Raw genomic sequence first — 1,386 nt, forward strand, 5'->3', positions numbered from 1 at the left:
GTGGGATTCTCTCATTTCAAATCTGTTTATCTTGAATCAATCAAAATCACTTGCTTGCACACTACAAGCGGGGTTGGTGTGTGGGTAAAAACTATAGAAGAAAGAACTAAAAATGGCTCTTATGAACCGTCTTAAGAGCCAAGGGCTGTCACAACATTGGGGGCTGGCAAATAGATAGTGCTGGCTTGTTACTTCATAAAGAGCAAGCCGGCATCATCATACACCTTAGCCCCCAATGTTGCGACAGCTTTTAGCTCGGTTCATTATAGGCATGGCATTTTATTGTACAGTTTTACGCCAATCATCCCGCTTGTGGAGGTGTAAGTCAGTATTCTTATGATATTTACGCGCATTGAGCGTTGTTACAGCTTTTGCATTTAGAGGTGGATTTGATGTAACGAATTATCTTTTGTGCTGTAATTGCAGGAGCAGGTTTAAGGGTGGGAGTGCATAAATGAAAGAGATATTATCATATCAAATTGTTTGATCACGCATAAAAATTGATACTTTATGAAGGGGCATTTATCGCCTTGTAACTGGCTTTATATTTTGCATGAAAGCCCAAAATTCAGTAGGATTCCTCTCACTTCAAAACTTCTTATCTTAAATCAATTCAAATCATTTTCTTGTGTATCACAAGGAGGGGTGTGGTTGTGAGGCACTTAAAAAGTGTGGTAAGTTGCAGTGTGAGGGGAGTATAATCTCTGTGTAGTGAAGGAGATTGCTCTTAGCGTTTTGAAAAATATGTTAAGTTGTGCAGAACAAGGCGGGGAATATATGGAAATTGATGAAAGTTTAGAATGGCTTTTACGTTCTCAAAAACTAACAATACTGCAGGCAGCGTTATTGATAGCGGGCTTGATCCACTTATATGTGAATTTACCAACGAACACAGACCTGAAGACAGTGGTATTTACGAAGGAGGGAATCAAGTACCGCTCGCTAAAATTGCTTTGTTCCGAGCTGTTTATAGTGAGATAGTAAGAGAAGCAAAAGAGGGAAAATTAAGGGTAGAAGGGTACTATCATCGTGATTTTTGGGGGGGGGCGTTGGGACGAGAATCCTATTTTTCAAGATTCTTCTGTTGTTTCCTTAGATAATTTAAAAGAATGGCTTTTATTGTGTGGTAAGAGACCTAAAGTTTTTTTTCCCTGAGGATGATTCTCGTGACGTTAAGGATCAAAAATATTATACGTTTCAAGATCCAACGCATCCACGCTATGCCCCAAAGCTTGCTGCTATTGTTGCGGCATGGGAAGCGGTGAGTGAGGCTGAGGGTGGTAAAACTGTTAAAGGAACGCTTGCAAAATGGCTGCAACAGAATGCTGATCAATATGATTTACGCAATAAGAAAAATGGTAAGTTAAAAGAGGATGTTATTGAGCA

General features: G+C 39.6%; 1 protein-coding gene and 1 pseudogene. Both read left to right on the forward strand.

Going from position 1 to position 1,386, the window contains the following annotated elements:
- Positions 1-800: 800 nt before the first annotated feature.
- Positions 801-1,100 carry a hypothetical protein gene (locus ACFIO3_RS13145; RefSeq protein ID WP_375608128.1) on the forward strand — a complete coding sequence of 100 codons (300 nt, stop codon included), beginning with the start codon at positions 801-803 and terminating at the stop codon, positions 1,098-1,100.
- 23 nt (positions 1,101-1,123) lie between these two features.
- Positions 1,124-1,386, forward strand: a pseudogene (locus ACFIO3_RS13150) (hypothetical protein); the annotation flags it as partial.

This window comes from Bartonella sp. AD328YNZD, from assembly GCF_042196425.1.